We start from the raw sequence: 23,300 nt of genomic DNA, 5'->3' as shown, positions 1-23,300 counted from the left end.
GCGGGGCAAAAACCGCTGATCGCCGCCTTTTCGGGCCTTGTCAGGCAAGACACGGTCCTTATACCTCTCGCCCATGTGCTCCGACGTCTCCCAAGGTCGAGAAGCATAAACATAAAACGGGAGGGGATATTTTCGTGGACTTAGTTCTCATAGCCATTGTGCTGGGGCTGCTCGCCGTCGTGTACGGCGTCATCACCAGCCGCCAGGTGCTCAATTCGGGTGCCGGTAATGTAAAAATGCAGGAAATCGCAGGCGCCATCCAGGAGGGTGCGCAAGCCTATCTGAAGCGTCAGTACACCACCATCGCCTTCGTCGGCGTGGTCGTTGCAGTCATCGTATACTTCTTCCTTGGGCCGATTCTTACGACCGGCTTTGTCATCGGCGCAGTGCTTTCGGGCGTAGCTGGCTTCATCGGAATGAACATCTCGGTGCGCGCGAACGTGCGTACTGCGGCAGCTGCACAAAGCGGCCTGCAGCAGGGACTGACCGTCGCATTCCGCGCCGGTGCGGTTACCGGAATGCTGGTTGCAGGCCTCGCCCTGCTGGCCATCGCGGGCTTCTTCTACGTGCTCACCACGCAGATGGGTCTCGACCTCACCGTGCTCGAAGAAAAGCGTGAAGTCATTGACGCGCTCGTGGGCCTTGCCTTCGGTGCCTCGCTGATTTCGATCTTCGCGCGTCTGGGCGGCGGTATCTTCACCAAGGCCGCAGACGTCGGTGCCGATCTCGTCGGCAAGGTCGAAGCGGGCATCCCCGAAGACGATCCACGCAACCCTGCGACCATCGCCGATAACGTGGGCGACAATGTCGGCGACTGTGCCGGCATGGCTGCCGACCTTTTCGAAACTTATGTCGTGACCGTCGGCGCCACCATGGTGCTGACTGCCCTGCTGTTCACCGGCCTCGCGTCGGATGAACTCAAGGCGCTGATGAGCTTGCCGCTGCTGGTTGGCGGTGTCTGCATCGTGACTTCGATCATCGGCACCTACATGGTCCGTCTGGGCAGCTCGAACAACATCATGGGCGCGCTCTACAAGGGCTTCATCACGACTGCGGTATTGTCGATCCCGGCCATCTGGTGGGCGACCGACTATGCCGTCGGCATGGGTACATCGTTCACAGTTGACGACATGACCTTTACCGGCATGAGCCTGTTCTGGTCGATGATGGTTGGTTTGGCCATAACCGGCCTGATTATCTGGATCACCGAGTATTACACCGGCACCCAGTTTCGTCCGGTTCGCTCAATCGCCAAGTCATCGGAAACCGGCCACGGTACCAACGTCATCCAGGGCCTTGCGATTTCACTTGAATCAACTGCCCTGCCTACGCTGGTCATCGTTGTCGGCATCATCGTGACCTACCAGCTGGCAGGTCTGATGGGCATCGCCTTTGCGGCAACCGCGATGTTGGCACTTGCCGGCATGGTCGTCGCTCTCGACGCTTACGGTCCGGTCACCGACAATGCTGGCGGCATCGCCGAAATGTCGGATCTCGATCAAAGCGTTCGCGACAAGACCGATGCGCTCGACGCTGTTGGCAATACCACCAAGGCTGTGACCAAGGGTTACGCCATCGGTTCGGCGGGTCTCGCTGCGCTGGTGCTGTTCTCGGCTTACACTGCCGACCTCAAGGAGTTCTTCCCGAACCTCGAGGTCAGCTTCAGCCTTGAAAACCCGTATGTCATCGTTGGCCTGCTGCTCGGCGCGCTGCTCCCGTACCTGTTCGGTGCGATGGGCATGACCGCCGTTGGCCGTGCCGCTGGTGATGTGGTTGTCGATGTGCGCGACCAGTTCGCCAATGACGCAGGCATCATGGCCGGCACCAGCCGTCCGGATTATGCCCGCACGGTCGACCTCGTGACCAAGGCCGCGATCAAGGAAATGATCATACCTTCGATGCTTCCGGTGTTCGCGCCGATCGTCGTCTACTTTGCAATCTACTGGGCAACCGGTAGCCAGGCTGAAGGCTTCGCGGCCCTTGGCGCATTGCTGCTGGGCGTGATCGTTTCGGGTATCTTCGTGGCTCTTTCCATGACTGCCGGCGGCGGTGCATGGGACAACGCGAAAAAGTACATCGAGGACGGCAACCACGGCGGCAAGGGCTCGGAGGCTCACAAGGCTGCCGTGACCGGCGATACCGTTGGGGATCCTTACAAGGATACCGCGGGTCCGGCCGTGAACCCGATGATCAAGATCACCAACATCGTTGCACTGCTGCTGCTCGCAGCGCTCGCAGCCGGCTGATCTTAACCTTCAAGACGCCAGAGGGCGGCGGCATCCAAGGGTGCCGCCGTCCTTTTTTCTTGGCGTTCAACAACCGGTTTTGCTTTTCGGGCAGCTAGCCCTACTCGCTTGACGCTGCGAATTGTGCATCGCAAAGCCTGCGCGTGACCCAGACCAAGACACCTGAACAGCTGATCGCCGGACTTGTCCGCCTGCTGACCGTAGCGCCCGCTGGCGAAAGCCGCTTTGCGGGACGCCAGCAACCGGGGGGAGTCGGGCGCGTCTTCGGTGGACAGGTTGTCGCGCAGGCCCTGCAAGCCGCACAGGCCACCGCGCCCGAAGGGATGGAGGCACATTCGCTCCACGCCTACTTCCTGCGCGGCGGGCGCGAAGGCGTCGATATCGACTATACCGTCGCCGCAGACTTCGATGGACGCAGCTTCGCCAATCGCCGGGTGGTTGCCCGCCAACAGGTCGGCGACGGCGAGCCTTCGGCCATCCTCAACCTAACTGCCAGTTTCCAGCGGCCCGAAGAGGGGCTGGAGCATGTGGACAGCCCCATGCCCGACGTGCCGCCGCCCGAGGACCTCGTTTCAGACAGCGAACTGCGCCGCCGCTTCCTCGAAAAAATGGGCGAAGTTTCCGAGGTCCAGCGCACGCTGATGCTCCGCCCGCGCCCGATCGAAATGCGCACCTCCGGCAAGTTGCACTGGATGAATGCAGAGCCGCGCGAACCGCTTGCCCATAGCTGGTTCCGCACTGTCGCCCCGCTGCCCGCCATCGAGGACGAACCGGCCCTGCACCGCGCGGTCATAGCCTACGCCAGCGACTTCACGCTGCTGGGCACTAGCGCCCTGCCCCACGGTCTCAGTTGGGCGCGCGGCGAGCTTAAAGGTGCCAGCCTCGATCACACGATCTGGTTCCACCGCCCTGCTCGCGCCGACGAGTGGCTGCTTTACTCCACCGACAGCCCCTGGTCCGGCGGTGGCAGAGGCTTCAACCGCGGCCGCATCTTCAATCGTGCAGGCGAGCTGGTCGCCAGCGTAGCCCAGGAGGGCGTGATCCGCCGCGCTTTGAAATAGGCGGGTACTGACCCCTGCCTGCGCAAAATTATCCCCTCGCATGAAGGGGATCGGGCCAAAGTCGCCCCCTCCATTTCGCACATGCAAAAAAACTGCAAGCCAAGCGGGCGTTTTCGCGCTATAGGCGCTCGGAACGCAATGACGGCGCAGTGCGCCCAGCGTCCATTTTGCTCGCTCACACCTCTTCGGAACAAAGGGAATGGCGCGCATCTATTGCCCCAGTTTCCCCCCTTCGCCGCAATGCGGCGCGGCTTTCACACGTGAGTTACCATGTCTTTCGAAAATCTCCCGCCGTTGATCGGCGAAGCGCTGACTGAGCGCGGCTATACCGACCTTACCCCCGTTCAGGCGGCAACCATTGCGCCCGATGCGCACGGACGCGACCTTCTGGTGTCCGCACAGACCGGGAGCGGCAAGACGGTCGCATTCGGCCTTGCACTGGCTGAAGCCCTGCTGGCGGAAACCACCGATCTTGCGCTGGTTGAAAAGCCGCTGGCGCTGGTCATCGCACCGACGCGCGAGCTGGCGTTGCAGGTCAGCCGCGAACTTGGCTGGCTTTACGCCAAGGCAGGTCTTCGGATTGCTACATGTGTTGGCGGCATGGACGCCAGCAAGGAACGCCGCGCGCTACGGACTGGCCCCGCCATCGTGGTCGGAACGCCGGGCCGCCTGCGCGACCATCTCGAACGCGGAGCGCTGGACCTGTCCGGCCTGATCGGTGCAGTCCTCGATGAAGCGGACGAAATGCTCGACATGGGTTTCCGCGACGATCTGGAAGAAATTCTCGACGCATCGCCCGAAACCCGCCGCACGCTGCTGTTTTCTGCCACTATCCCCCGTCAGATCGAACGGCTTGCCGAACGCTATCAGCAAAAGGCCCTGCGCCTTTCGCTGCGCGGCGAAGATCGCGGACACGGCGATATCAGCTATCAGGCGATCACCGTTTCTCCTGCCGAAATCGAGAACGCCGTGGTCAATCTGCTGCGCTTCCACGAGGCCGAAACAGCCATCCTGTTCTGCGCAACCCGCGACAATGTGCGCCGCTTCCATTCGACCCTGCAGGAACGCGGCTTCACCGCCGTCGCGCTGTCTGGCGAACATTCACAGCAGGAACGCAACCAGGCACTTCAGGCCATGCGCGACCGCCGTGCCCGTGTCTGTGTTGCGACCGACGTCGCGGCACGCGGGCTGGACCTGCCTACACTCAGCCTGGTGATCCACGTCGAAATTCCGCGTGATGCCGAGACGCTTCAGCACCGTTCGGGTCGTACCGGCCGTGCAGGCAAGAAGGGCACCGCTGCCATTATTGTGCCTTACAACCGCCGCAAGCGGGTCGAAGGCATGCTGCGCGGCGCGAAGATCGCTGCTGAATGGATGGACGCCCCCTCGCCCGAGCAGATCCGCAAGAAGGATCGCACGCGCTTGATGGAAAAGCTGACCGAACCGCGCGAATTCAGCGAAGACGACCGCGAACTTGCCGCCGATCTGCTCAGCCGGATGGCGCCAGAAGATATCGCTGCTGCACTGGTCAATACGCATCGTATGCGGATGCCCCAGCCCGAAGAGCTGGTGGCGAACACGCCGGAGGCGCGCGACAAGGCTCAGGCCGAGCGTCATCGCCCCGGTTTCGAGGACATTGTCTGGTACAGGATCGGCGTCGGTCGCCGCCAGAATGCTGAGGCGCGCTGGATCCTGCCGCTGCTATGTCGTCGCGGACACATCACCCGTAATGAAATTGGTGCGATCCGGATCGGCCAGCATGAAACCTGGTTCCAGGTCCCCAAGGCCGCCGCAGGCAAGTTCTCCGACGCGATCGCGCGCACGGCAGATACCGACGACGAGCAGGATGCAATCCTGATTGAAGAAGCGCCTGACGGCCCCCGTATCGAAGCACGCCAGAACCGGCGTGAACACAGCGGCGGTGGCGGCGGCGGCGGCGGTAGCCACAAGGCTCGCCCCAAGCCCTTCGGCAAGGGTCCCGGCGGCAACAAGGGCGGCGCACCGTTCAAGAAGGGCAAGCCTGGCGGCTTTAAGGGCAAGCCGGGCGGTAAGCCTTTTGGCGGCAAACCCAAGTTCAAGGGCAAGCCGAAAGGCGACTGATTATTGTGACTGACAAAGGGGCTGCGGAGCGATCCGCGGCCCCTTTTTCGTCTGGCCTCTGCCTAATGCTTGAGCAGCAGCGGGACTTTCACATCCGACAGCATTGCCCGGGTCACTCCGCCAAACAGTCGTTCGGCCAGCCGCAGGCGCCCATAGGCTCCCATCACGATCAAACCGGCACCGCGTGCGTCGGCAGCAGACTGGATTGCGTGGGCGACGCCCTGCGCATCCTCCGCAATACTGACGATCTCACACGATATGCCATGCCGCGCGAGGTAGTCGGCGCCGCGTATGGGCGGGAGGTCGAACCTGTCCTGATCTTTCTTGCTCTTGGATACGGTCACAAGGAATACAGCGCTTACCTTTGCCAATAACGGCACTGCGGCCCGCAGCGCATGAGAGGATTCCGAAGAGCCATCCCACGCGACGATCGCCGGCTTGTCAAAGTCCAGCCGATTGCAATCATCGGGCACCACCAGAACCGGGCAATCTGTTCCGAGGGCAACCTCACCGGCCGTGAAAGATGGTGCCTTGCCGCCCCCTCTGGGCTCTTTTTCTCCCAGGATAACGAGATCGGAAAGCGTCGAATGTCGCAAAAGCGAGAGGGAGACTGGTCCAGCGGAATCTACCCAGTTCCACGGGACACCCTCGTTCTCCAGATCAGCTTCGGTATCGACTTTCAGCTGCTTGGCTTCTTTTTGCCAGATCGGGACCATCGCGGCGAAAGCTGCTCCATAGGGATCAATCGTGCCAGCCGCTTCGTAGGGCATAGCGTTGACGATCGTCAGATGGGCGTCGAATGCCCGCGCAAGGTCGAGCGCCACGTCGAGCCGCCGCGAATGGCCCGTGTCGGCATAGGCATTGAACAGGATCGATTTCATGGCATGTCTCCAAAGCTCGGTTGCGCCCGAAAACGGTTTTCGGGGCTTGGTGACAGCAATTGTATCGGATTTCAGACCCGCTTCATTGATCTAGCGCAATTTTGGATTCATCGCGCGACCTAGCCGCCAGCGTGGTAAAAATCGTAGATTTGCTGTGCGACGAGATGCGAAATTCCCGGCGCCCGCCTCAGATCATCGAGCGCGGCAGCCCGAACCTTCCCGGCCGTTCCGAAATGCAGCAAGAGCGCGCGTTTGCGTGCCGGCCCAATGCCAGGAATCTCATCAAGAGGTGACGCCGTGATGCCGCGGCTTCGCTTTGCGCGGTGGGCTCCGATGGCGAAGCGGTGCACTTCGTCGCGCAAATTCTGCAAGTGAAACAGCACCTGCGAATTGACCGGAAGCGTCTTTTCGCGGCCATCGGGGAAATGAAATACCTCGCGGCCTTCGCGGCCGTGATGCGGGCCCTTGGCGATCGCAATGAGGGGCACGTCTTCGATGCCCAGTTCTTCCAGCGTCTCGCGCACGGCAGTCATCTGTCCCTTGCCGCCATCGATGAGAACGAGATCCGGCCACACGCCCACTTTCTCGCGGTCGGGATCGTCTTTCATGGCGCGGCTGAAGCGGCGCCCCATGACTTCGCGCATCATGCCAAAATCATCATTGGTCTGCGCGGTTTTGATGTTGAACTTGCGGTACTGGCTTTTCTCGAACCCCTCGGGACTGGCGACGACCATCGCGCCGAGCGCGTTCTGGCCCTGGATATGGCTGTTATCGTAAATCTCGATACGCTGCGGCACTTCATCCAGCTCGAGAAATTCGGTCATTTCACGCAGTATTTTTGCCTTGGTCCCGCTTTCCGCCAATCTGCGCTCGAGTGATTCCACCGCATTGCGCTGCGCCTGGCTCATCAGCTTGCGCCGGTCGCCGCGCTGCGGGATAGAAATTGCGACCGCATGGCCCGCCTTTTCGGCGAGCGCTTCAGCCATCAGGTTCTGCTCTGCCAGTTCGCGGTCGACGAGGATATTCTTCGGCGGCGGAACTTCCTCGTAGAATTGGAGCAGCACGTCGGACAGCACCTCGTCCTCGCCGATGTCACCGGTATTCTTGGGGAAGAAAGCCTTGTGACCCCAGTTCTGGCCGCCGCGGATGAAAAACGCCTGCACGCCGATTTGCCCACCCTTGGCCGCAAGCGCGAAAACATCGGCATCACCCACCCCGCTGGCGTTGATGGCCTGCGAACCCTGAATGAAAGTCGCCGCGCGGAGGCGGTCGCGCAGGATGGCAGCGGTCTCGAAGTCGAGCTCCTCTGCGGCCTTTGCCATCTGCTTTTCGATGTTGGCCTGGACCGCACCGGATTTGCCCGACAGAAACTCCTTCGCCTCTGCCACCAGGCTGGCATAGCCCTCCTCGTCAATCCGACCGACGCACGGGGCCGAGCAGCGCTTGATCTGATAGAGCAGGCATGGGCGGTCGCGGTTGTTGAAGAAGCTGTCGGTGCAGCTTCTCAGCAAGAACAGTTTCTGCAGCGCGTTCAGCGTCTTGTTGACCGATCCGGCACTGGCGAACGGGCCGTAATAGTTGCCTTTGGCCCGCCGTGCACCGCGATGCTTGCTGATGCGGGGATAGGCATGGTCGGCGCGCAGCAGAATGAACGGGAAGCTCTTGTCATCACGCAGCAGCACGTTGAACGGCGGGCGGTACCGCTTGATCAACTGCGCCTCGAGCAGCAGCGCCTCGGCCTCCGAATTGGTGACCACGATTTCCATCGCGCGGCATTGGCTGACCATACGCTGGAGACGATTGGTCAGGCCGTTTACTTGCGTATAATTGGCGACCCGCGCCTTCAGGCTGCGCGCTTTGCCGACGTACAGAACATCGCCTCGCGTATCGAGCATCCGGTAAACGCCTGGCCGCGGTTTGAGCGTTTTCACCGTCTCACGAATGGCGGTAATGCCTGCCTCCAGATCGGGCTGCGCACTGGCGACCGTCTTCGTGGCGTTTCCTTCGTGGAACCGCTCCTTGCCTCGTGGGTCGTTCGGGGAACCTGCCTTGCTGCGCGACATGACATGGGAGATAGTGCGGGCCATGCGCTTGTGCAAAGTGCAGTTTAACGCCATCCCCCATCCATGAGTGAACAAAAGATTGCACCGCCGCGCACGGTTGGTTTCTGGGGCACCGCCCTTTTTCCGGTAAATGGCATGATCGGGGCCGGAATATTCGCCCTCCCGGCAGTGTTGGTCGCCGCGGTCGGAAGCTTCGCACCCTGGATGATGCTTGTGGGCGGCGTGCTGTTCATGCCGTTGATTTTGGTATTTGCGCGGCTGGCCAGCCGGTTCGATCACAGCGGCGGTCCCGTTCTTTACGGCAAGGCGGCCTTCGGGAGCTTCGTGGGGTTCCAGGCCGGCTGGGCCCGTCTCGCGTCGTCGATTGTCACACTCGCAGCCAACACGCACGTCATGGTGACTTATCTCGCGGCGATCTGGCCGGTCCTTGATCAGCCCGGCGTTCGTCCGGTTGCCGTCGGGCTTTTCATCGCGGCGACAGTGGCCATCAACCTGTTCGGAATGCGTCAGTCAGTCGGCACACTCGGCCTGATGACCATCGCCAAATTTGCCCCCTTGGTGCTTCTGTTCGGGGCCGCGCTGTGGACCGGAGCAAGCGGCGGACCCATCGTCCTGCCCCAGTTCGGCGAAACAGAGACCGTTGTTCTCCTCACCATCTATGCCTTCATCGGTTTCGAGGTGGTCACGTTTTCGGCTGGCGAAATGAAACGGCCCAAGCGGGATGTACCCCTGGCCCTGCTGACCGGCCTCGCCGTTGTCACCTTGCTGTATATGGCGGTAATCTGGGCCTATCTGGCAATCTCACCCGGTGAAAGCGACGCCCCGAATTCCTTGGCCGCGGCCGCTGGTGAGGTGATGGGCACGTTCGGTACGATGGTTATCGTTTTTGGCGCGGCGATTTCCATCGGGGCGAACACCTTCAATGGCGGGATCGGCACGCCGCGCATGATCTACGGCATGGCGGAACAAGGCATGCTGCCCGAATGGTTCATGCGGATCTCTCGCTGGGGCACGCCCGCCAATGCGATCATTTTTTACGGAGTGGGCGGCATTCTGTTCGGCTTCTGGGCCGGGTTCGAGGTGCTGGCAGTTGCCGGAACACTGAGCCGACTGATGACCTACTTTATCTGCTCTGCCGCCTTGCCGCTGATCGAACGGAGAGAAGGGCGCATTGGCCTCGTCGATATCGCGATCAGCATCGTGGCCTTGGCAAGCACGATATGGATCGCCTCGCATGCAGATGCGCAGGCCTGGACTACGCTGGCCGGCATTCTTGCGGCAGGAACGGTGCTGTACTTTTTTGCATCACGGCAAAAGTCCGGAACCGTGACAGACGAGGCCTGAGTGGCCGATATATTCGATGCGATAATCCTTGGCGGAGGCGCTGCCGGGCTGATGTGCGCGGCGCGCGCAGGGCAGCGCGGCAAGCGCGTGCTTGTGCTGGAAAAAGCCGAAAAGCCGGGCAAGAAGATCCTGATTTCAGGCGGCGGACGCTGCAACTTTACGAACATCGGTGCCGGTCCCGCGAATTACCTCTCAGGCAATCCGCACTTCGCCAAGAGCGCGCTGGCAAGGTACACGGCCCGCGATTTCCTCGATCTGGTCGAAAGCTACGACATCGCCTGGCACGAGAAGACCCTCGGCCAGCTTTTCTGCGATGGCTCTTCCAAGCAGATCGTTGAGATGCTGCTGGACGAATGCGACAAGGGCGATGTCACGATCCGCTGCGACGAAGAAGTGAGCGACGTCACGCACAATGAAGGTTTCATCGTCACTACGCAGGCCGGGGTCTACGGCGCCCACTCTCTGGTCATTGCAACCGGCGGGCCTTCAATCCCGAAAATGGGTGCCACCGGTTTTGCCTATGATCTTGCCCGCCAGTTCGGCCTAAAGATTGTCGAGCCGCGCCCTGCCCTCGTTCCTCTGACGCTGGGCGGAGAAGAGGTACTTTTCCGAGAAATATCGGGCGTCTCTGCGTCTGTGCTGGCCACCGCTGGGAAGGCAAGTTTTCCCGAAGCGGCGCTGTTCACCCACCGCGGCCTGTCGGGACCTGCGATCCTTCAGGCTTCTTCTTATTGGCAGCCGGGAGAGCCGGTTCTTATCGATTTTGTGCCGAATGAAGATCCTGACTGGCTGGTAGAGCAAAAGCAGCTTGCACCGCGCTCAAGCGTTCGCAGCTTGCTTCGCGAAGCGCTGCCCGCCCGTCTTGCGGATATCTTAACCGAGAAGCTGGGTGTCGAGACTGAGCTTGGCAATGCTCCGGACAAAGCACTGCGTGCTGCCGGACAGAAGCTTAAACGCTGGGAGTTCCGGCCCAATGGAACCGAGGGCTTCGCCAAGGCCGAAGTCACCGTCGGCGGCATCGCAACTGCGGAACTTTCGTCCAAAACCATGGAGTCCAAGTCCGTCCCCGGACTTTTCGCAATTGGCGAAGCGGTAGACGTAACTGGCTGGCTTGGCGGGTATAATTTCCAATGGGCCTGGGCCAGCGGCGTCGCTGCCGGGGACGCCCTCTAAGGACCTATTTGACGCACTGCACCAAAGTGCTAGCTTCCTCCTTTCGGACCCGCAAAAGCTGGCCGAGCAGGGGAGAGGTATCGCGGGACCGGATGGAACTGCGGTAGCTCGGAAAGGAACGCATGCAGCAACTCCAGGGTATGGACGCGAGTTTCGTCGCACTCGAGACACGCAATTCACCGATGCACATCGGTTCGATACTGATCTACAACCCCGAGACTGCGCCCGGCGGGTTCGTCCGTTTCAAAGATATCCTGAAATTCTTCGAAAGCCGCATGCAGCTGAGCAAGACGATCCGCCAGCGGCTCGTGCAAGTTCCCTTCGACCTCGACTATCCGTACTGGATCGAAGACCCCGATTTCGACCTCGAATACCATGTCCGGCACCTCGCCCTGCCCAAGCCGGGCGACTGGCGGCAGCTTTGCATACAAGCCGCTCGTATCTTTGCCCGCCCTCTCGACCTCACCCGGCCGCCGTGGGAATTCACCGTGGTGGAAGGCTTGGAGAATATTCCAGGAATTCCGCAAGGCAGCTTCGCCATGGTGACCAAGGTGCATCACGCGGCAATCGACGGTATGAGCGGCGTCGACCTGCTCGAAGCCATGCACACGCTGACGCCTGACGAACCGGCACCGGACACGCCCGATACCTGGAAGCCTGAAAAGGTGCCCAATCCCGTCGAGTTGCTCGGCAAAAGCTATTTCAATGCGATAACCAATCCGCTGAAACAGATTGAGGTGGCAGCCAAGGCCGCGCCCGGCCTCGCCAAGGCGCTGAAGGGCCTGGTCGCCAAGGAATTCGATGTCCCGCGCGAGATGATCGCGCCCAAGACGCTCTTCAATCGCAAGATTTCCGGCCACCGCGTGGTCGAAGGGCGCAGCGTACCGCTTGCCGACATCAAGGCGATCCGCACGGCGGTTCCCGGTGCCAAGGTCAACGATGTTTTCCTCGCCATCGTCGGCGGTGCGATGCGCAAATACCTGCTTGCCAAAGACGATCTTCCGAAGAAAACACTGACCGCGATGGCGCCCATTTCGGTGCGGGCCAAGAACGAGAAGGGCGCCATGGGCAACCAGGTTGCCGCGATGGTAGCCCCGCTTGGCACACATATCGATGACCCGCTCGAACGGCTGGAATATTGCCATGCGCGCACCAGCAATTCCAAGGCGATGACCGACGCGATGGGCGCGCGCAACATGACCGAGATGAGCAAGGTCAGCCCTGCCTTGTGGATGAGCCTCGGCGCGCAGCTTTATACCCGTCTTGGCCTCGCGGATCGCGGAGTTGGCCCGATGTTCACCACGGTCGTCACCAACGTGCCCGGCCCGCCTGTGCCAATTTATTCTTGCGGTGCGCGGCTCGAAAGCCAGATGGGTCTCGTCTGCCTGACCGACGGAATGGGCCTCGGCCATGTGGTCCAGTCCTATACCGACGAAGCGACGATTTCCTTCACCGCATGCCGCGAATTGCTGCCCGATCCGGAGTTCTACATCCAGTGCATCGAGGATAGCTTCAACGAACTGCGCGATGCGGCGAAGAACGCGCCAGCAGATAGCAAGCCGAAGGAAGCGCCCCAATCCAAGGCGAAGGCTCCGGCGAAGAAGCCTGCTGCCAAGAAAACTGCCGCGAAGAAAACAACAGCAACAAAGCCCGCCGCAAAGAAGCGGGCACCGGCCAAGAAGGCCACCGCCAATAAGAACACGCCCGCGAAAAGCACATCGAAGGGCACCAAGGGGGTCGCCAGCCGTTCAAAGGCTGCCCCGAAAGGGAAAGGAACACCTAAATCGTGACCACAGCTACTGCCGCGCAGATTGATGCGCGCCCGCCCAGCCGGTTCTGGACGCTGGCCGAACCCAGCCGCGCCATGTCCGAATTAGCCAGCTTTTATGCGCTGCGCCCGTTCATGAGCATGTTGCCGCGCGGCGATGGACACGGCGTCCTTGTGCTGCCCGGCTTCATGGCCTCGGATCACTCCACCGGCCCGCTTCGCCGCCTGTTATGCGATCTCGGGTACCAGTGCGCCGGCTGGAACCTTGGTCGCAATATAAAGGTCGACGAAGCACGCATCGAAGCGATGATGAACTGCGTCGATGAATTGTACGAGCGCACTGGGCGGCCGATCAGCATTGTCGGGTGGAGCCTTGGCGGCGTGTTCGCACGCGAACTGGCGAAACTGGCACCGGAGAAAATCCGTCTCGTCATCAGCCTCGGCAGCCCGATCTCCGACGATCGCAATCACACCAATGCCCGCCGTCTGTTCGAATATCTCAACGGCAAGGAGCCGGAGGTCATGAAGGTCGGCAATTTCCAGAAACTCGCCGAAGCGCCGCCGGTGCCCACCACCTCGGTTCTCACGCGCAGCGACGGAGTGGTGCATTGGCGCGGGTCCGTTCAGAAGGGCGGCCGCAAAGACTGCGAAAACATCGAAGTTCTTGCCAGCCATTGCGGGCTCGGCGTGAACCCGGCAGCCGTATTTGCAATCGCCGACCGGCTTTCGCAGGCGGAAGGCGAATGGAAGCCCTTCACCGCTCCGGCCTGGGCGAAGCTGCTCTATCCGCAGCGCGCGCTACACTGAGCGCGCCTGCGGGGCGTCAGAACGCCTTGCGGATGTCGATACCGAGATAGCGGCCAACCGGATCGATCCGGAACGGCTCGAATGCGGCTGGCGTTTCGCCATTTTCGTCCACGACCGAGCGGCGGGCATCAAAGACGTTGTCGGCCACAAGCGATAGGCGAAGGCCCTTGAACCAGCCTTCTTCCTTGTCGAGCACCTCGCCGAGGTCGGCGAACAAGCGGACATCGAAGGTGGCGAGGTCGCCAAAGAACAGGTCGCTCGATCCGGGAAGATCACCGCCTAGAAGAGTCGCTTCCCCGGTATACCGACCCGACAGCCTCATGCCGTAGCCCTGCCAGAAAAGACCGGCTTCGAGCCGCGAGGTATTTTCGGAAATAGCACCGCCACTCAGCACGTTCCCCGCCAACTGGTCGAACAACGGACCGTCCTGCGCCAGGAGAACCTCGTTCTCGAGCACGATATTGTGATTGAAGCTCAGGAAGTAACGCGGGCGAGTATCCTGCTCGTCTCCGCCTCCGAACATCCGGCCAAAGCCGCCTCCACCGCGCTGGCCGCCCTGCTGGTTCTCACCGCCGGATGCTGAACACATGCGCTCTCGCATGGCCTTGAGCTTCTCTGGATCAATTTCCCCGTTCTCGTCTTTAAGGCGAGCGAGCATTTCTTCGGGCAGACCGTCCAGCTTGGGCGGATCGGCACAGATCGCTTCGCGCATTGCGGCAAATCGTTCGCCGCGCTGCTCGGCTTCTTCGCCGCAAAAACGCTGGCGCGCCGCAGCGATCTTTTCGGGATCAGGATTGCCATCCGCATCAAGCAGGCGAGCGCGGAACATCTCCGGGATTTTCGTCAGGTCGGGCATTTCGCCTTCTGGGGTGCTGCAGAAAGTTTCGCGCACCGCCTGCATCTGGGCCGGATCAAACCTGCCGCCAGCGCCCCGCGACCTTTCACCTCCACCCTGCGGCGGGCCTCTGCGGCCTTCGGACCCGCGTTCCTCACGCTCTGGCGCCTTGCCGATTTGACCGCGCGTATTCAGACCGAAGGATAGAACCCTGCTGCGTGTTTCGAACAGGGTCAGCGGGCGCCGATCTAACGCGAGCAGTTCGCCCGCGCCGCTGCGAATAACGCGGTCGGGAAAGGCCTCTTCAAATGCCGCGCTAAAACCCGGTGACGCCGTGACGTCGCGCGAACGGTTGATGCCGTAATCCACCTGGAACCGGGCATTTTCCCAGAAAGGTAGCTCCCAATTTCCGCTAAATTTCCAGTCGGCCTGCGTTTCGGCCAAAAGGTCGGAATTTCCGCCTGTGATCAGGGTGGCGAGCACCGTGTCGCCGGTTGAATAGTCGAAGATCGGCACGTTGAACTCGTCAATCCGCGGATCGCCGAGACTGCTGAGGCCAGGCGCAACTTCGCGCCATATCCGCGTTGCACTGAAGCCCAGAGTGTCCGTCGGACGCCAGTTTGCCCCGGCGCTCCAGTTAGCGAGCGTTCCGAAGTCTGAAAGATCCTCGAAACCCGAGCTGAAATTCAGGCTGAGCCCGCCGATAGCGCCCCAATGCCCGCCGACCTCGGAAATGGGCACCGAAAGGTTCGTGCGCCCATTGAAGCGCCGCCTTGTCAGCTCTGTTTCCAGGCTTGAGCGTGTATCGTCGCTGGATATCCGGACCCAGTCGAGGCCATAATCTACCGTGACGCTTACATCACCGGCAGGCAACGCAATCGGATATCCTGTCAGCGTGATCGCATTGTCCAGCCGCCAGGTTTGGCTGTTGGCGATGTCGAACCCGCTACCGTTGAAACTGTCGATTTCGGTCCGGCTGTCCGTGTAGACAGAGTTGTTCGTGAAGACCGCATTCCAGTCGCCAACCGGTTTGGAGAACGTCGCCCCGACGGATGCCGTATCCACGTCGCCGCGCCGTTCCAACGGTACGAGTCCGTCGTTCGACAGGCCGGATAGGCTGCGACTTTCAGAGTGATTGAAGGTCCCGTTCAGGCTCATCGAGAGGCCCGAATCGATGAATGCGCGGGCGTAGTTCACCGTTCCTTCGGCACTCATGGTGTCGGCACGCAAGCTGCGGAACTGCGCTTCGCCCGGCTGTCCGCTTTCGACGATCAGATCGCGCTCGGCCTCGGTCAGCAGGCTGGAATCTTCGATGTCGAGATTGAAATTGAGACGGCCCTTGTCACCAATCCTCAGGAAGGTGAGTTCCTGTTCGTTGCGAGTGAAGCCACCCCGGTCCGGGCCCTCGACTTCGACTTCGGCGGTAACGCTTCGGAAGTTCGGTTTGAGCAGGATATTCACGACGCGCTGATCAGCAGAATAGCCGAACCTTTGGGCCGTTTCTTCCGGGAAAACTTCCACTTTGCGGATAGCTTCGGGCGGATAGCTGCGAAATTCGCGCCAGCTCGATACTCGGATGCCATTGATCAGGAAAACCGGGCGTCCGCCTCCCCGAGAACCGCGCGCGCCGCTACCCGTTGCAGGTTCGATGGCAGCGATTACATCGGCGATACTGCTGGCACCGAATGCCGCGATGTCTTCTTCGTTGAATTCGGCGATGGGTTTTTCTTCAACGAACAGTTGGCCGCGAATGCGCGTACCCTCGACGACAATCAGGTCGGTCGTAGCCGGCGGAACCGTCATTTCTTCCGCTTCAGGATCCTGGGTGACGGAAGAATCCTGCTCTTCCGCAAAGACGGGCGCAGAGGTGCACAGAAATGCGAACGACAGCGCGATCGCGGAGGTCCGGGAACGTAGATTTTTCAACGCATAATCCTAGTTACAGTTCGTGTACGCCCACCGCCGAACCGCATTTAGGTGGCTCTTGATATGGTTGATACGAACATCGTGTAATGGAATGTCGCAGGGAAGCTTCACAAGGCTCAATGCCTAAAGCTTCCCTTTTATCCCGCCTCCCGCTATGGGCGCGCGACACAAGTCGATGAACAACATTTTTGCTAAGGATACGAATGGCCAAAGAAGAACTTCTCGAAATGCGCGGGCGCGTTGTGGAGCTGCTGCCCAATGCAATGTTCCGTGTCGAGCTCGAGAACGGCCATGAGGTACTCGGCCACACAGCTGGCAAGATGCGCAAGAACCGCATCCGCGTGCTCGTGGGCGACGAAGTGCTGTGCGAACTGACGCCCTATGATTTGACCAAGGCGCGCATCACCTATCGCTTCATGCCTGGTCGCGGCGGCCCTGGTCAGGGTCCGGGCCCGCAATAAGCTGCCGTGGGCCAGCCCACCCTTATACTAGCATCCGCCAGCCCGCGCCGCCGCGAATTGATCGCGCGGCTCGGCCTGACGCCGGATGGAATCGCTCCTGCAGATATCGACGAGACGCCTGCCAAGGGCGAGCTTCCGCGCGACTATGCCAAGCGCATGGCACGCGAAAAGGCCGAAGCAGCCGCGTCCAGTGATAGCTTTGTTCTGGCCGGCGACACGGTGGTCGCTGCCGGACGGCGCATCCTGCCAAAGGCGGAAGACGAGACGACTGCTCGCAAGTGTCTGGAACTGCTTTCCGGCCGCAGGCACCGCGTGCTGTCGGCAATTGCCCTGCGCGATCCCGATGGCAAAATGCGTGAACGGCTGAGCGAGACTGTGGTCATGTTCAAACGCCTCTCTCTCGAAGAAATCGACGCCTATATCGCCAGCGGCGAATGGGACGGAAAGGCAGGAGGCTATGCTATCCAGGGCCTTGCAGAGGGTCTGATCAGCCGCATCCAGGGTAGCCACAGCGCAGTAATCGGACTGCCGCTCTACGAGACACGTGCGCTGCTGAAGGCCGCCGGGTTCGACATTGCCTGACTGGTTGATCGAACGCGGCATCGGTGAGGATCGCGCGCTACTGATTGAAAACGATCGCGTCCTGGCAGCAAAATGCCGCTGGCACGGCGAACTTCACGCAGGCCAACAGGTCGAGGCCAAGCTCACGACCAAGCGCGGTTCGCGCGGGACCGGCGAACTCGCAGACGGCCGCGAAATCCTGCTCGACAAGCTACCCCGTGAACTTACCGAGGGTGCGAACCTGCCCGTCGTCATCACGCGCGGCGCAATTGCCGAACGTGGACGGCTGAAGCTGCCTTCTGCCAGGCCCGCCGACACTGTGCGCACTGGCGCCGCGGATGTGTTTGAGACTGGCAAAACCGTACACCGGTTTCCATCAGGTTCCTGGGAAGATGTCTGGGAAGAGGCATCTCGCGGGCAAGTCGATTTTGCTGGCGGCTCGCTCCTGTTTGCGGTCACTCCGGCGATGACATTGATCGATATCGACGGCGATCTTGGCCCCGGGGAGCTCGGCGCAAAGGCTGTTCACGTCATCGGCGATAGGCTGGGACGATTTGACCTTGGTGGGTCGATCGGGATCGACTTTCCCACATTGGAGGCGAAAGCAGACCGAAAGGCAGTCGACGCTGCGCTGGACGAAGCGCTCGACCATTGGCCGCACGAACGCACCGCAATGAACGGCTTCGGCTTTGTTCAGCTGGTCGCGCGGCTCGAAGGGCCTTCGCTGCTCCACCGCATGGCGACTTCTCGTGTGGGTGCAGCAGCCCGGATGGCATTGCGGCGTGCGGAAAGGGTCGAAGGTGCGGGAATTACCCTGCTGACCGTCCATCCCGCGTTGAAGGCAAAGCTCAAGCCCGAGTGGCTTGAGGAGCTGGAGAAGCGCACGGGGCGCCAAGTGAGGATAGAGACCGATCCGGGCCTTGCCATCGAAGCGGCCGCTGCCCAAATCATCAGTCATGACTAGTAAGCTACGTACCTGCCCGATCTGCAAGAAACCGCGCTCGGAAGAGCACACGCCGTTCTGTTCCACCCGCTGCCGCGACCGCGACCTGTCGAAATGGTTCGGGGATGGATATGCAGTGCCGGGGCGCCCCGCCATGCCCGAAGAAATCGCGGCAGAGGTGATTGGCGGCGACAAGGACTGAATTAGGGCCTTGCCAAGACCGCGCGCCTTCGCCATAGGCGCGCACTCCAACCGCTGGAGCGGCCCTTGAGTGGCCCCAGCGAAGGAGCGCCCGGGTAGCTCAGTTGGTAGAGCATGCGACTGAAAATCGCAGTGTCGGCGGTTCGAATCCGTCCCCGGGCACCACTTTCCCCACCTATTGGTCCCACAGCGCCTCGGTAGCGGCACACACTTTGCCGAGCGCGCTGTAATCCTTGGGCCTGCGGAGGCGCCAAACCGGGGTCTTCGCGACAATTTGCGCGGCCAGCGCTCCCTGCTCGGACCAGCGGTTCATCGCCTGCAACATTTCAGGCCGATAGGTCGTGCCCCGCATGACTTGGCTGAGCGCTTCGCCGCCATTCAAACGGTCAAGAGCAGTGTCCTCGCTATTTTCGAGGACAACGATGCCGGATAGTCGGACGGGTTCCTTGCCCGCTGCATGGGACGGAACCGAGCAATGGTATTTATCATCGCGGAAATAGTCCTGCTGGAGCACGCGGTCGCTCCAACCGAACCTGTCGATTGCCGCGCGCCATAATTTGATGCGCGCGCTGGAAGGATAGATGATTGCACCGTCCCCGCCGCAATCGATCCGGCTAAGATCGTCCGCGACCAGCTTCGCCCCGCGCGCCAGCATACCGCCCGCCATCGTGCTCTTGCCGGCACCTGCATCGCCGCAGAACAGGAACGCCCTTCCCTTCCGCGCAACCGCGCTGCCGTGCCACATTGCAAGGCCGCGCTGATAGCCTAGAGCGCCCCACGCGCTACCCAAGGTAAACAGGCGCAGTTCGCGCGGGTTAGTCGCGGGCCCGGGATAAAGGCCGATCGTGTGGCCGCCCTCTATCTGCCATCCGCCAATGCCATCAATTGCGAAGCGCACATTTGCTCCATCCACAATTGTCGAACCATCGCGTGGGCAGTCTGCAATGCGCCCGTCATCGATCACAATCTTGATATCTAGCTCGGAGAATTCACTCGCAAACTCGGCCCACTCAGGCAGTTCCAGCTGCGATGCGACCGACAAGCCCGAGTGTCTGTATTGAAACAAAGTCATTCGGAACTCCGCAGGGTGCGAGGGCATTCAGAAGCCGAACCACATTCCCAGGAGAATACCATGACCCGCATACTGATCCTCTTCTATTCCTCATACGGCCACACTGCCAAGATGGCTGAAGCGATTGCCGAGGGAGTGCGCGAAACAGGGGCCGAGGCCGTCTTGCGTCATGTGCCGGAAACTGCCCCCCAAGAAGTGGTAAAGAGCGCAGGTTTCCAGGAAATGGAAGGCCACACCTGTATCGGCGGTCCCGACGAACTGGCCGAATACGACGGCATCATCGTGGGATCGCCCACGCGGTATGGCCGGATGACCAGCCAGATGGCCAGTTTCTGGGACACTACTGGCGGGCTATGGCAGAAAGGCGCGCTGATTGGAAAAGTCGGCGCCGCCTTCACTTCGACAGCCAGCCAGCATGGCGGTCAGGAAACCACCTTGTGGTCGATCCTCAACAATCTTCTGCACATGGGCATGACCGTGGTTGGTCTCGACTACGGATTCCAGGGCCAGATGGGCGTGGACGAAGTCAAGGGCGGCGCACCTTATGGCGCGACCACCATTGCCGACGGCGACGGATCGCGCCAGCCGAGCGAGGTCGAACTTGACGGAGCGCGTTATCTCGGCCGCCGCGTAGCCAATACGGCGGCAAAACTGAAAGATTGACGGGGCTTGCGATAGCGCGGCCACGCGCTATCGCTCGTCACCATGCACGAAACAGCCAGCACCGCGCTCAATCCGTTCGAAATCGCAGCCCTGCTCGTCGTCGCGAGTGCGTTGCTTGGCTGGTTCAACCATCACTTCATAAAATTGCCGCACGTCATCGGCCTTACGGTTATGGGTGCATTGGCAGCGATCGGATTGATGGTCGTAGACGCATTTATCCCCGGCATCACGCTGGATGACTGGGTCGCGCAGACGCTGCGTCAGCTGAATTTCACCGATACATTGTTGCAGGGGATGCTGAGTTTCCTGCTGTTTGCAGGCGCGCTCCACGTCGATCTCGACAGGTTGAAGGTTGCATGGCTACCAGTCCTGCTGCTGTCCACGGTCGGGGTCATCATCTCGACGGTGCTGGTTGGTCTTGCGATGTGGGGCGTAGGCATGCTGCTGGCCCTGCCCATCGCACCAATCTGGTATTTCGTCTTCGGCGCACTGATCGCGCCCACCGACCCGGTGTCGGTCCTCGGCGTGCTGAGGGAAGAGAATGTCCCGCTATCGCTGCAGAGCGCGGTGGCGGGCGAAAGCCTGTTCAATGACGGCGTGGGCATCGTGATCTTCATCATCCTGCTCGGTGCGGCGGTCACGGGCACGGATTTCAGCCTCGCCGAAGGCGCCCGCCTGTTCGCCATCGAAGCTGGCGGCGGTGTCCTGGTCGGCCTTGTCGCGGGGTTCGTGGGTTACCGGGCGCTTGCAGGGATGGACGAATACACGCTGGAAGTTCTCATCACGCTTGCCGTGGTCATGGGCAGCTATGCGCTGTGCAGCTACCTCCACATCTCGGGACCGCTGGCGATGGCGGTTGCAGGGCTGTTGATCGGCAATCACGGCGTTACCTACGCCATGAGCGACGTCACGCGGGACTACCTGCTCAAGTTCTGGGAACTGGTGGACGAACTCCTCAACTCGGTACTGTTCCTGCTGATCGGGCTGGAGATGATCGTCCTTGTTGCGGGCACCGATGCCCTGATCTTCGGCTTGCTCGCCATCCCGCTGTCGCTCGCCGCGCGTGCCGTGGGCATTTTCGTTTCGACCAAGACCATTCCGGCAACGCGCCTGGCCGACAAGGGGGCCGGGCGGGTCCTGTGGTGGGGCGGCCTCAGAGGCGGCATCTCCATCGCCCTCGCCCTGTCGCTGCCTGCCGGAGAGACCCGCGACCTGATCCTCGCGGCCACCTTCGCTGCTGTGCTGTTCAGCGTATTGGTCCAGCGCGCCACGCTTGGCCGCCTCATCGACAAGCTCAAGCATGACCACGCACCGGCCGTGGAAGATGCACCTGCCGGCAAGGTACCGCCACCGGCATGATTGCCTCGCACTCGCATTCACGATAAAGCGCGCGGCAAGACGCCCCGGATCAAGCGGAAGCCAGCCGATTCCGCTGCCGGGGCGACAGTTTTTGAGCGTGAAGGAATATCGCCATGGCACGTCGCCGCCAGATTTACGAAGGCAAGGCCAAGATCCTCTATGAGGGCCCCGAACCGGGCACGATCATCCAGTATTTCAAGGATGACGCCACGGCGTTCAACAACGAGAAAAAAGGCACGATCAACGGCAAGGGCGTGATCAATAATCGCATCAGCGAATATGTGTTCACGCGGCTGTCGCACATCGGCATTCCGACGCACTTCATCCGCCGCCTCAACATGCGCGAACAGCTCGTCCGTCAGGTCGAGATTATTCCCTTGGAAGTGGTGGTCCGCAACGTGGCCGCAGGCTCGCTCACGAAGCGCCTGAATATCGAAGAAGGCGAGGTGCTGCCGCACACGCTGATCGAATATTGCTACAAGGACGACAGCCTCGGCGACCCGAAGGTCTCCGAAGAGGAAATCGCCTGCTTCAACTGGTGCAGCCACGAAGAAATGCAGGACATGTCCAGCATGGCGATCCGCATCAACGATTTCCTGTCCGGGATGTTTGCCGCCATCGACATCCGCCTGGTGGATTTCAAACTGGAATTCGGCCGCATCTATGACGGCGATTTCAGCCGCGTGATCCTGGCCGACGAGATCAGCCCTGATGGCTGCCGCCTGTGGGACATCAACACCGGTGAAAAGCTCGACAAGGACCGGTTCCGCCGCGATCTTGGCGGCGAAAGCGAAGCCTATCAGGAAGTCGCCCGCCGCCTTGGACTGCTCCAGAACGAAGACAATGGCCCCGGTGAAGTGCTCGACATGAACGCCCACCGCGGGCGCCTCAGAACACCTGCGAAACCTGCCAAGAAATAAGGTTCAGGTGATGTAGCGCAATGTCATCCCGCTCGGCGCGATGGCAAATGCGCAGTCCGGCATGTGGTCGCCGTCCACCTGGACGGGTGTGACGCAGCGGTCGAATTCGACCCTGCGGCATGACCTGATTTCCGCAATGCCCAGCCGCGCAACCGGCAGACGCAGCATAACCGCCAGGCTGAGCGCCATGGTGCCCAGCCGGGTCGAACGGGTCAGGGTGATAAGCTCGACCGAATCTGCCGCCAATGCGGCCTCCGGGCTCACCTTGAACGGTCCCGCATACAGCGCAGCATGGCTGACGATCGCAGCCTCTGCTTCATATTCGAACGGCTCGCCATTCGCCAACTCGCCGCGGATCGTCATCGTGCTCCTCGGCCAATCGCGCATCTGCTGGGCCAGCGCGACGACATAGGCATAGCGCCCGATGCGCTTTTTCAGCTTGCCATCGACACGGGCCACCGCATGGCTGTCCGGTCCGATCGACAGGCATGAGACGATCGGCATATCGCCGAGGCGGTACAGGGGCGAAGGCGTCCAGCTGCCCTCCCCGCGATCCCATGCAGCCCGCAGGTCGGCTGCGAATGATCGGGGCTTTCGCCGGTAACCCAGTTCGCGAGCGACAAGGTTGATCGTGCCGGACGGTGCAACGCATAGCGCCACGTCGCCAGCCTGATCGCCCAAGGCCTGAACGGTATCACGCAGGGTTCCGTCACCGCCATGAACGCAGACGATTTGAGCAGTACCGGACAACCGGGCGCCTTCGGCAGTGGTTGGCAACAACGTCACTGAAAACCCGTGATCGACCAGCGCATTCCTCAACGCATCGAGATGCGACTGACTGAAGCTGCCGGACACAGGGTTATAAACGAGGTCGAGTGCGGTCATCGCATTCGGCTTACCGGCGAACGCCCTGTCA

19 protein-coding genes and 1 tRNA gene are annotated in these 23,300 nt (G+C 61.2%); 15 read left to right on the top strand and 5 right to left on the bottom strand.

Annotated elements, in window-relative coordinates; translation table 11 throughout:
- Nucleotides 1-134: 134 nt before the first annotated feature.
- The 3 genes from K3166_RS03525 to K3166_RS03515 all read left to right on the top strand — a co-directional run bounded on the left by K3166_RS03525 (nt 135) and on the right by K3166_RS03515 (nt 5,407).
- Complete coding sequence (locus K3166_RS03525) at nt 135-2,246, top strand: sodium-translocating pyrophosphatase (RefSeq protein WP_221423316.1); 2,112 nt, start codon at nt 135-137, stop codon at nt 2,244-2,246.
- 143 nt (nt 2,247-2,389) lie between these two features.
- Entirely contained in the window at nt 2,390-3,307 is a 918-nt protein-coding gene (locus K3166_RS03520) for an acyl-CoA thioesterase (RefSeq protein ID WP_221423315.1), read from the top strand.
- 270 nt (nt 3,308-3,577) lie between these two features.
- Nucleotides 3,578-5,407, top strand: a complete 1,830-nt coding sequence (locus K3166_RS03515) for a DEAD/DEAH box helicase (protein ID WP_221423314.1) — start codon at nt 3,578-3,580, stop codon at nt 5,405-5,407.
- A 62-nt stretch (nt 5,408-5,469) separates the two neighbouring features.
- On the opposite strand, the gene K3166_RS03510 is transcribed toward K3166_RS03515, so the two are convergent.
- Entirely contained in the window at nt 5,470-6,288 is an 819-nt protein-coding gene (locus K3166_RS03510; protein ID WP_221423313.1) for a universal stress protein, read from the bottom strand.
- 119 nt (nt 6,289-6,407) lie between these two features.
- The gene (uvrC, locus tag K3166_RS03505; protein WP_221423940.1) at nt 6,408-8,351 is read right to left on the bottom strand and encodes an excinuclease ABC subunit UvrC; all 1,944 of its coding nucleotides are present in this window, start codon (nt 8,349-8,351) and stop codon (nt 6,408-6,410) included.
- Nucleotides 8,352-8,414: 63 nt separating this feature from the next.
- Here uvrC and K3166_RS03500 point away from each other — a divergent pair, with 63 nt between their 5' ends.
- The 4 genes from K3166_RS03500 to K3166_RS03485 all read left to right on the top strand — a co-directional run bounded on the left by K3166_RS03500 (nt 8,415) and on the right by K3166_RS03485 (nt 13,443).
- A complete protein-coding gene (locus K3166_RS03500) occupies nt 8,415-9,695 on the top strand; it encodes an APC family permease (protein WP_221423312.1) in 1,281 nt (426 codons plus the stop codon).
- Nucleotides 9,696-9,746: 51 nt separating this feature from the next.
- Nucleotides 9,747-10,868: a BaiN/RdsA family NAD(P)/FAD-dependent oxidoreductase gene (locus K3166_RS03495; RefSeq protein WP_247714772.1), complete on the top strand. Its 1,122-nt coding sequence runs from the start codon at nt 9,747-9,749 to the stop codon at nt 10,866-10,868.
- A 122-nt stretch (nt 10,869-10,990) separates the two neighbouring features.
- Nucleotides 10,991-12,658 carry a WS/DGAT/MGAT family O-acyltransferase gene (locus K3166_RS03490; RefSeq protein WP_247714713.1) on the top strand — a complete coding sequence of 556 codons (1,668 nt, stop codon included), beginning with the start codon at nt 10,991-10,993 and terminating at the stop codon, nt 12,656-12,658.
- The gene (locus K3166_RS03485; RefSeq protein ID WP_221423310.1) at nt 12,655-13,443 is read left to right on the top strand and encodes an esterase/lipase family protein; all 789 of its coding nucleotides are present in this window, start codon (nt 12,655-12,657) and stop codon (nt 13,441-13,443) included. The genes K3166_RS03490 and K3166_RS03485 overlap by 4 nt, the downstream gene beginning before the upstream one ends.
- Before the next feature lie 16 nt (nt 13,444-13,459).
- On the opposite strand, the gene K3166_RS03480 is transcribed toward K3166_RS03485, so the two are convergent.
- On the bottom strand, nt 13,460-16,204 hold the full coding sequence (locus K3166_RS03480) for a TonB-dependent receptor (RefSeq protein WP_221423309.1): 2,745 nt from the start codon (nt 16,202-16,204) through the stop codon (nt 13,460-13,462).
- A gap of 203 nt (nt 16,205-16,407) precedes the next feature.
- Here K3166_RS03480 and infA point away from each other — a divergent pair, with 203 nt between their 5' ends.
- The 5 genes from infA to K3166_RS03455 all read left to right on the top strand — a co-directional run bounded on the left by infA (nt 16,408) and on the right by K3166_RS03455 (nt 18,535).
- On the top strand, nt 16,408-16,665 hold the full coding sequence (infA, locus tag K3166_RS03475; RefSeq protein WP_006833527.1) for a translation initiation factor IF-1: 258 nt from the start codon (nt 16,408-16,410) through the stop codon (nt 16,663-16,665).
- 6 nt (nt 16,666-16,671) lie between these two features.
- Complete coding sequence (locus K3166_RS03470; RefSeq protein ID WP_221423308.1) at nt 16,672-17,247, top strand: Maf family protein; 576 nt, start codon at nt 16,672-16,674, stop codon at nt 17,245-17,247.
- Between the two features lie 4 nt (nt 17,248-17,251).
- Complete coding sequence (locus K3166_RS03465) at nt 17,252-18,190, top strand: Rne/Rng family ribonuclease (RefSeq protein WP_345719139.1); 939 nt, start codon at nt 17,252-17,254, stop codon at nt 18,188-18,190.
- A complete protein-coding gene (yacG, locus tag K3166_RS03460; RefSeq protein WP_221423306.1) occupies nt 18,183-18,371 on the top strand; it encodes a DNA gyrase inhibitor YacG in 189 nt (62 codons plus the stop codon). The genes K3166_RS03465 and yacG overlap by 8 nt, the downstream gene beginning before the upstream one ends.
- An 88-nt stretch (nt 18,372-18,459) precedes the next feature.
- A tRNA-Phe gene (locus K3166_RS03455) sits at nt 18,460-18,535 on the top strand.
- A 10-nt stretch (nt 18,536-18,545) separates the two neighbouring features.
- Here the strand turns inward: K3166_RS03455 and K3166_RS03450 are convergent.
- The gene (locus tag K3166_RS03450; protein WP_221423305.1) at nt 18,546-19,442 is read right to left on the bottom strand and encodes a phosphoenolpyruvate carboxykinase (ATP); all 897 of its coding nucleotides are present in this window, start codon (nt 19,440-19,442) and stop codon (nt 18,546-18,548) included.
- Between the two features lie 60 nt (nt 19,443-19,502).
- On the opposite strand from K3166_RS03450, the gene wrbA reads away from it, so the two are divergent.
- The 3 genes from wrbA (at nt 19,503) to purC (ending at nt 22,384) form a co-directional block, all read left to right on the top strand.
- Entirely contained in the window at nt 19,503-20,105 is a 603-nt protein-coding gene (gene wrbA, locus K3166_RS03445; RefSeq protein WP_221423304.1) for an NAD(P)H:quinone oxidoreductase, read from the top strand.
- Nucleotides 20,106-20,147: 42 nt separating this feature from the next.
- On the top strand, nt 20,148-21,464 hold the full coding sequence (locus K3166_RS03440; RefSeq protein ID WP_221423303.1) for a cation:proton antiporter: 1,317 nt from the start codon (nt 20,148-20,150) through the stop codon (nt 21,462-21,464).
- Nucleotides 21,465-21,577: 113 nt separating this feature from the next.
- Nucleotides 21,578-22,384: a phosphoribosylaminoimidazolesuccinocarboxamide synthase gene (gene purC / locus K3166_RS03435; RefSeq protein WP_221423302.1), complete on the top strand. Its 807-nt coding sequence runs from the start codon at nt 21,578-21,580 to the stop codon at nt 22,382-22,384.
- A gap of 3 nt (nt 22,385-22,387) precedes the next feature.
- Here the strand turns inward: purC and K3166_RS03430 are convergent, their stop codons facing one another.
- Nucleotides 22,388-23,269: a diacylglycerol/lipid kinase family protein gene (locus K3166_RS03430; RefSeq protein ID WP_221423301.1), complete on the bottom strand. Its 882-nt coding sequence runs from the start codon at nt 23,267-23,269 to the stop codon at nt 22,388-22,390.
- Between the last annotated feature and the right edge of the window lie 31 nt (nt 23,270-23,300).

Source organism: Qipengyuania psychrotolerans, from assembly GCF_019711355.1.
Taxonomy (GTDB): Bacteria; Pseudomonadota; Alphaproteobacteria; order Sphingomonadales; family Sphingomonadaceae; genus Qipengyuania; species Qipengyuania psychrotolerans.
The sequence above is the reverse complement of the archived record's forward strand: the minus strand, read 5'-3'. Positions and strand labels throughout refer to the sequence as shown.

Bases quoted from the DNA above. Each gene is read 5' to 3' on its own strand.
- K3166_RS03440 (WP_221423303.1), top strand. From the start codon at position 20,148: ATGCACGAAACAGCCAGCACCGCGCTCAATCCGTTCGAAATCGCAGCC.
- K3166_RS03495 (WP_247714772.1), top strand. From the start codon at position 9,747: ATGTGCGCGGCGCGCGCAGGGCAGCGCGGCAAGCGCGTGCTTGTGCTG.
- K3166_RS03430 (WP_221423301.1), bottom strand. From the start codon at position 23,269: ATGACCGCACTCGACCTCGTTTATAACCCTGTGTCCGGCAGCTTCAGT.
- uvrC (WP_221423940.1), bottom strand. From the start codon at position 8,351: ATGTCGCGCAGCAAGGCAGGTTCCCCGAACGACCCACGAGGCAAGGAG.
- yacG (WP_221423306.1), top strand. From the start codon at position 18,183: ATGACTAGTAAGCTACGTACCTGCCCGATCTGCAAGAAACCGCGCTCG.
- K3166_RS03450 (WP_221423305.1), bottom strand. From the start codon at position 19,442: ATGACTTTGTTTCAATACAGACACTCGGGCTTGTCGGTCGCATCGCAG.
- purC (WP_221423302.1), top strand. From the start codon at position 21,578: ATGGCACGTCGCCGCCAGATTTACGAAGGCAAGGCCAAGATCCTCTAT.
- K3166_RS03490 (WP_247714713.1), top strand. From the start codon at position 10,991: ATGCAGCAACTCCAGGGTATGGACGCGAGTTTCGTCGCACTCGAGACA.
- wrbA (WP_221423304.1), top strand. From the start codon at position 19,503: ATGACCCGCATACTGATCCTCTTCTATTCCTCATACGGCCACACTGCC.
- infA (WP_006833527.1), top strand. From the start codon at position 16,408: ATGGCCAAAGAAGAACTTCTCGAAATGCGCGGGCGCGTTGTGGAGCTG.
- K3166_RS03500 (WP_221423312.1), top strand. From the start codon at position 8,415: ATGAGTGAACAAAAGATTGCACCGCCGCGCACGGTTGGTTTCTGGGGC.
- K3166_RS03515 (WP_221423314.1), top strand. From the start codon at position 3,578: ATGTCTTTCGAAAATCTCCCGCCGTTGATCGGCGAAGCGCTGACTGAG.
- K3166_RS03510 (WP_221423313.1), bottom strand. From the start codon at position 6,288: ATGAAATCGATCCTGTTCAATGCCTATGCCGACACGGGCCATTCGCGG.